This window comes from uncultured Rothia sp. (assembly GCF_937976295.1).
Classification (GTDB): domain Bacteria; phylum Actinomycetota; class Actinomycetes; order Actinomycetales; family Micrococcaceae; genus Rothia.
In genome coordinates, this window is the sequence record NZ_CALJRY010000342.1 from 1 (window position 1) to 6,158 (window position 6,158).

Annotated in this window: 5 protein-coding genes and 1 pseudogene; 1 reads left to right on the plus strand and 5 read right to left on the minus strand. The window is 61.1% G+C overall.

Features of this window, described 5'->3' with window-relative positions; genetic code table 11:
- The coding region (locus Q0216_RS09185; RefSeq protein WP_298594743.1) for a hypothetical protein at window positions 1-278 on the plus strand (278 nt) is incomplete at its 5' end.
- A 219-nt stretch (window positions 279-497) separates the two neighbouring features.
- Here Q0216_RS09185 and Q0216_RS09190 read toward each other — a convergent pair.
- The 5 genes and pseudogenes from Q0216_RS09190 to Q0216_RS09210 form a co-directional block, all read right to left on the minus strand.
- Window positions 498-2,468, minus strand: coding sequence for an NHL domain-containing thioredoxin family protein (locus tag Q0216_RS09190; RefSeq protein ID WP_298594746.1), 1,971 nt, complete (start codon window positions 2,466-2,468; stop codon window positions 498-500).
- 283 nt (window positions 2,469-2,751) lie between these two features.
- Window positions 2,752-3,453, minus strand: coding sequence for a transcriptional regulator (locus tag Q0216_RS09195; protein ID WP_298594747.1), 702 nt, complete (start codon window positions 3,451-3,453; stop codon window positions 2,752-2,754).
- Window positions 3,454-3,721: 268 nt separating this feature from the next.
- Window positions 3,722-4,432, minus strand: coding sequence for a transcriptional regulator (locus Q0216_RS09200; protein WP_298594748.1), 711 nt, complete (start codon window positions 4,430-4,432; stop codon window positions 3,722-3,724).
- Window positions 4,433-4,697: 265 nt separating this feature from the next.
- Window positions 4,698-5,417 carry a hypothetical protein gene (locus tag Q0216_RS09205; protein WP_298594749.1) on the minus strand — a complete coding sequence of 240 codons (720 nt, stop codon included), beginning with the start codon at window positions 5,415-5,417 and terminating at the stop codon, window positions 4,698-4,700.
- Between the two features lie 213 nt (window positions 5,418-5,630).
- A pseudogene (locus Q0216_RS09210) lies at window positions 5,631-6,158 on the minus strand (hypothetical protein); the annotation flags it as partial.

The window sequence follows — 6,158 nt, forward strand, 5'->3', positions numbered from 1 at the left end:
GCTCTTCCGATCTGACCGAAAATCGCGTGATTCTGACAAAACACCCGGGGACAATTGCAGTTTTTCACAAAATTCTGCTCAGGAACGGGGTACAATTATCAGATCTCGCGAAATTCTGCTCAGGAACGGGGTACATTTATCAGATTTCACGAAAATCTGCTCAGGAACTGGGTACAATCATCAGAATTAGCGAAATTCTGCTCAGGAACGGGGGACAATCATCAGAATTCACGAAATTCTGCTCAGGAACGGAGGACAATCATCAGATTTTAAGATAAAAGAGAACTTTTACCGATGATTTTAATCAGAAAAGCGCATTATGCTGATGCGTGCCGTTGGAATCTATGCAAAACGAAGGCCCATTCTCCCCTATTATCAATGATTCCATGCACCGCAATAAGGACAGCGGCCTTTACGCCGCAGTGCATGACCACAATTTCCACAAATGAAAGAAAGTTCAGCATGATATTTATCGCCCTTGATTCTTTTATAGACGCCTAGTTGATACCGCGCAGGTCCAGGACGAGTTCGCTTTCGTCTGCCTCGTCACCGGTCACGACGACGGGAATACCCCAGTCCTGCTGGTAGAGGTGACATGCTGCGTGCTCGGGGATGTCACCGTCGGGAGTGCCGTCGCAGGCGGCGGCACGGGCAGTAATATGTAGAACTGCCTCGGTGATTTCGGGGTTGAGCACGAGGGTGCGGGTCAGTCCGGTGGAGGTGCCGGCGCCTTCCAGGATGAAGTTCTCGGGGGTGGATGAGATCTTCAGCTGGGTGGGGTCGCCCCAGCGGGTGTCGAGCTTCTGGCCGGTGGGCACGGTGAATCGTGAGGTGAATTCGAGGGTGCCGCCGGTGAGCTTGGTGGAGGGGCGTGCGGTGGTGATGGCGCCTTCGTCGACGTGCTGTGCCTTGGCGGGGATGGAGGCGCGTACGAGCTGGTGGGCGTTGGTTTCGACGATGATGAGGCGCGGTTCTTCACCGGGTACTTCCTCGACGAGCAGGTCGGAGGGTTCGTCGAGGCCGCGTTCTAGGGTGCCGAGGGTGCCGGTTGCGGGGTCCCAGCGGCGGATGGCGCCGTTGTAGGTGTCGGCGACTGCGATGGATCCGTCGGGCAGTTCGGTCAGGCCGAGGGGGTGCTGCATGCGGGCGGTGTCGGAGTCGCCGTCGACGAAGCCGAAGTCGAACAGGCCCTTGCCGACGGCGGAGGTGACCTGTACGCCGTCTTCGGTGAAGGTGACGTGGCGCAGGCCGCTGGTTTCGGAGCATGCGACCCAGAGGCTGCCGTCGCGTGCTTCGATGATGCCGGAGGGCTGGGCGAACCATGCGTCGGCGGCGGGGCCGTCGGCGAGGCCTTCGACGCCGGAGCCTGCGAAGATGCTGACGGTGCCGTTGGTGGGTTCGTAGCCGAAGAGCTGGTGGGTGCCTGCCATGGCGATGATGAACTGGCCGGCTTCGCGGGAGTAGACGGCGTCCCAGGGTGAGGAGAGCGCGATTTCGGTGGCGGGTACGCCGGCGGGGATGTGGTTGGGGTCGCCGGTGATGGCGTTGTCGCCGTCGATGACGCGCTGCACGCCGTTGCCTGCGAGGGTGCGTACTTCGCCGGTGCGCAGGTTGAGGGAGCGCAGGCGGTGGTTGACGGTGTCGGCGACGAGCACGTCGTAGCCGAGCTGCTCGCGCAGGTTCTCGGGTACGAGGGCGAGGCCGGCGGGTTCGTTGAAGCGTGCTTCGGTGCCGGTGCCGTCGACGTGGCCTTTGACGGGGTGGTTGATGGGGTCATCGCCGCCGCCGTAGGTGTTGATGACGGTGTTGAGGTCGGCGGCTACCTGCAGGATGCGGTGGCGTGCGCTGTCTGCGACGAGGTAGGTGCGCTCGCGGTTGCCGAAGAGGTTTGCGGGGCCGAATTCGGCGGGCAGTTCGATGGCTTTGCCGGGGAAGGCGTAAGTGCCTGCTGTCTTGGGGCGGGGCACGTAGGGGCCATCGCCGCGGTGCAGGGTGCCCTTCGCTTCGTGTTCTGCGACGAGTTCGCGTACGAGGGAGGTGAGGCCCTGTACGTGGCCTTCGCCGGAGAGGTGGGCGACGATGTAGCCTTCGGGGTCGACGACGACGAGGGTGGGCCATGCGCGGGCGGTGTAGGCCTGCCAGGTGGTCAGGTCGGGGTCGTCGAGTACGGGGTGGGTGATGTGGTAGCGGTCGACGGCTGCGGCGAGCGCTACGGGGTCTGCTTCGTGTTCGAATTTGGGGCTGTGCACGCCGACGGTGACGAGTACGTCGGAGAATTCTTCTTCGAGGGGGCGTAGTTCGTCGAGGACGTGCAGGCAGTTGATGCAGCAGAGGGTCCAGAAGTCGAGAATAACGATTTTGCCGCGAAGATCCTGCAGGGTGAGGTTTTTGTCGCCGGTGTTGAGCCAGGCTCGGCCTTCGAGTTCGCTTGCGCGCACGCGTACGCTGCGGGTGGTGTTCTCGCTCATGGTTTTCTCTCCTGTTGGGTGCGCCGTGTGTGGGCGCGTTGGTTTGCTGTCCCCATTATGCCAGCGTGGTGGGGGTGGTTCGCTGGGAGTTGAGCTTTGTGACTTGGGGGCTTAACGACCTGTCATATTCCGTCACATTCCACCCTGGTAAGAGCTATCGGGAGCTACCGGGTCCCCCTTCCCCGACCTGAAAGGACGCCGGCAGATATAAATCGGTCCGTGCGCATCGGAAACGGATGCGCACGGACCGAGGTGCCGCGATATGTGAGGCTTCTTATGGATTTTAGTTCGTGACCGAGCTGATCTTCGTCGGCTTCACAGGTTCCTTGGGGACGCCCACGCCGCCTTCCACGGGGGCGGGAAGCTTGGGGGTTTCCAGGGTGTTAATGAGGTCCTTGGGCACGTCGCCCTGGTGGTAGGAAATATAGACGGTACCGCTCCCCTTGACCGCGATGCGTTCGCCGTCAGGCTTAATCCTGATCCAGGAACCGTCGGGGTTCACTAGCTCCGCCTCGCCGTTGGCCCTTGCACGGCTCCAGCTACCGTCATTCTTGATGCGGATGACGTACTCGTTGTCTTTCCCCGCAACCAAAGTGACCTTGCTACTTTCTGAGGTGTAGGTCTTACCATCGGCATTTTCGCCCTTCACGACGCTGGAGGCCCTCTCAGCGGCGGCGACTGAACGGGCGTACGTTTTGTAGAGATCCATGGCGGCCTTCCGCGACTCGGCAGCCCCGTCCTCCTCCGTTGAGTCGCTGCTAGCGGTCTCCCGGGCAGAGGCGCTCGAAGAGGGCTTAGAAGAGCTCTCGCTACTTGCGGAGGGGGATTCGCTGGCAGATTGTGAGTCCTCTGCGGAGGGCGAGGCAGAGGCGCTTGCCGATGCGGAATCACGGGAGGCAACGGGGGCCTTCACAGCGGGGGCGCAGGCGGCCAGGCCGAGCAGGCTTGCCAGGCTTAGAGACAACACAGCAATAGACTTCTTCACGGAGACATTCTCTTTCCGTCAAGCGTCGTAACCCGGTCACGACGCCGTGTATGGGTGTAGCTGACGTGCCTTGTCTGGGGCACGGCACCATCCTAGCATCGTTCCCTGGGAAAAGTCTGGGCTCCGGCGGCGCCTCTCCGAACCCGAAATGCCGGGGCAAAATACCGAAGACCGAGAGCACGCGTACGAGAACGCCCCGCACGCATCCAGGGGGATACGTGCGGGGCGAACGGGTCTAGTCAGTCACCGGTTATGGCGATGGGCGTTACTAGTTCGTTGCCACGCTGCTCGGCGTGACGGGGGTCTTCGGGGTGGGGAGATCTCCCGCCGGAGCCGGGGTCTTGGGCACATCCAGGGACTGGTAGTCGCTCGAAGTTTCCCAGGTCTTAATATTCACGATGGAAGTTGCACCGTTCTCATCAACATGAACCACTTCACCGTTGGGCTTGATGAGGCCCCAGGAGCCCTTCGCGTCCACAGTGACGACCTCGCCCTCGGGGGTCACGCGCAGCCAGCTACCGTCGTCCTTAATGGCGATGTAGTTACCGTTCTTAGCCTCGACAATAGCGATGCTTCCGTCAGAGGCGGTGTACACGTTGCCTTCGGTGTTCGTAGTCTTCTTGGCGCTCGGGTCCTTCTTCGCCTCTTCGACAGCTTCCTTGTAGGTCTCGTAGACCTTCGGGCCGTAGCTGCTATCGCTGGCGCCATTGGGCAGAGCGGGGTTAGCCGACGAACCGCTCGCCTGGGTCTCTGATCCCTTGGCGGAGGAGCTCGAGCTACCTGCGGTTGCGGAAGCGGTAGCCGATGCGCTCGCCGAGGCAGACGCGCTGGAGGAGGCACTCGAGCTACCTGCGGTTGCAGAAGCAGATGCGCTTGCCGATGCGGAGGAGTTAGAGTTGGTGCCGGAGTTGCCGCCGCAGGCTGCAAGGCCGAGGGCTGTAGCGAGGCTCAGGGACAGAACAGCAATAGACTTCTTCACTGTGTTCTCTTTTCTGGTAGATCCCCGTGCTATGCCGGGGAGACCTATAGTGTGGTTGTTCGTTGAGTGAGCGCTAGAATCTGAGCGCCTCCCTAATCCTAACAGCAGTTATGCGAAGCTTCCTATTTTCTGTAGAAGTTGAGCGTAGCTTGAAGACACAAAAGCGCCCCGCATGCATCACGGTCGGATGCGCGCGGGGCGTCTTCATACGTCACGGATTGTCACGCTCTCGGAGCGTCACTAGCCGTTGTTAGCTCTTACCAGCTTACTTGGGCTGTGCGGGCTTGACGGGGTTGACCTTAGCCTGTGCGGGCTTTGCGGGAACCTTCGGAGCCTTCAGGTCACCCTTCTCGCCGCCAACGATGGAGGTTACTTCACCGGATGCGTCCACGGTTGCCTGCAGGCCGCTGTTAGCCTGGATGCTCCAGGAGCCGTCAGCCTTGACTGCGACCTGGCCGTTTGCGTCCTGGCGGCTCCAGGAGCCGTCAGCCTGTACAGCTACCTGGCCCTCGTCGCCCTGAATGGACCAGCCGCCGTCCTCAGAGACAACAACGTCGCCCTCTACGGTTGCGGAGGAGGAGTTACCCTCGGAGTCCTTGGACTCAGCCTTGGTGCCCTTTTCGTCGGAATCTACCTTGGAGGAGTTGCCCTCAGAATCCTTAGCGTTCACGGAAGCCTTGCCGTCTGCGCCGGCCTTCACGTCTGCGGAGTTGCCCTCGCCGTCGTTAGCCTTGACGGTGACGTTGCCGTCCTTGTCAACCTTCACGTCTGCAGTAGCGGAAGCGGAAGCTGCAGAGGTGGTTGCCGCAGAGGATGCCTTAGCCGATGCGCTTGCGGACGCAGTTGCCGAAGCGGATGCGGATGCAGTCGCGGTGTTGTTGGTGGTGGAAGAGGACTGGGAGCCGCATGCGCTCAAGCCCAGTGCGCCTGCGAAAGCGATGGACAGAACCGCGGTGGTCTTCTTCATTGCGGGGGCGATAGCCATTATTTCTCCTTGTGGTTGTTAGTATGGTGCGGCTAGTTGGCGACGTATTCGCGTCGTGCGCAGAATCCTTGTGGGATTCCATAACGATTATCGGTGTAACCAACCGCGTTAATTCTATCGAGTTTGGGTGTGATTATCCGGGCGTGTGGGCGTTTATCCGCATTCTAGTGGGTGGGATAGCCTACGTTTTCACCCGGCTTATCAGCCAGCTTCCTAGCGGCGGGGAGTGACGGGCTTGACGGGTACGGCAGGTACCTGGAAGTCGCCATGACCGGTCCGCTCCCAGGAGCCATCAGCCTTCACTTCGACAACACCGGAGGTTCCGACGAGCTCCCAGGAGCCGTCTGCATTCACCTCTACGTTGCCGCTGGGACCGACGCGTTCCCAAGAGCCGTCAGCTTCCACATCAACGATGTCACCATTGGGGGTGTGGTAGGACCAGCCGCCGTCAGCATCGAGCTGAATCACGGTGTAGCCGTTGGCGGCGCTGACGGTGACGCTACCGGAGGTGCCGTTCGAGTTGTTCTTGGAGCCGGCGCTCTCCCCTGCCTTCTCGTCGACCTTTGCGGAGGATCCGGAGTTGTTGGATGCCGAGCCGTTAGCTGCCGAGCCGCCGTTGACGGTTGCGTTGCCGCTAGCGTCTGCGGTGACGCCGGTACCGTTTGCACCGTTGACGGTCACGCCGTCTTCGGTGACGGTGACGGTGCCCTGGGAGCTGCTTGCGGTGGCGCTCGGGGAGGC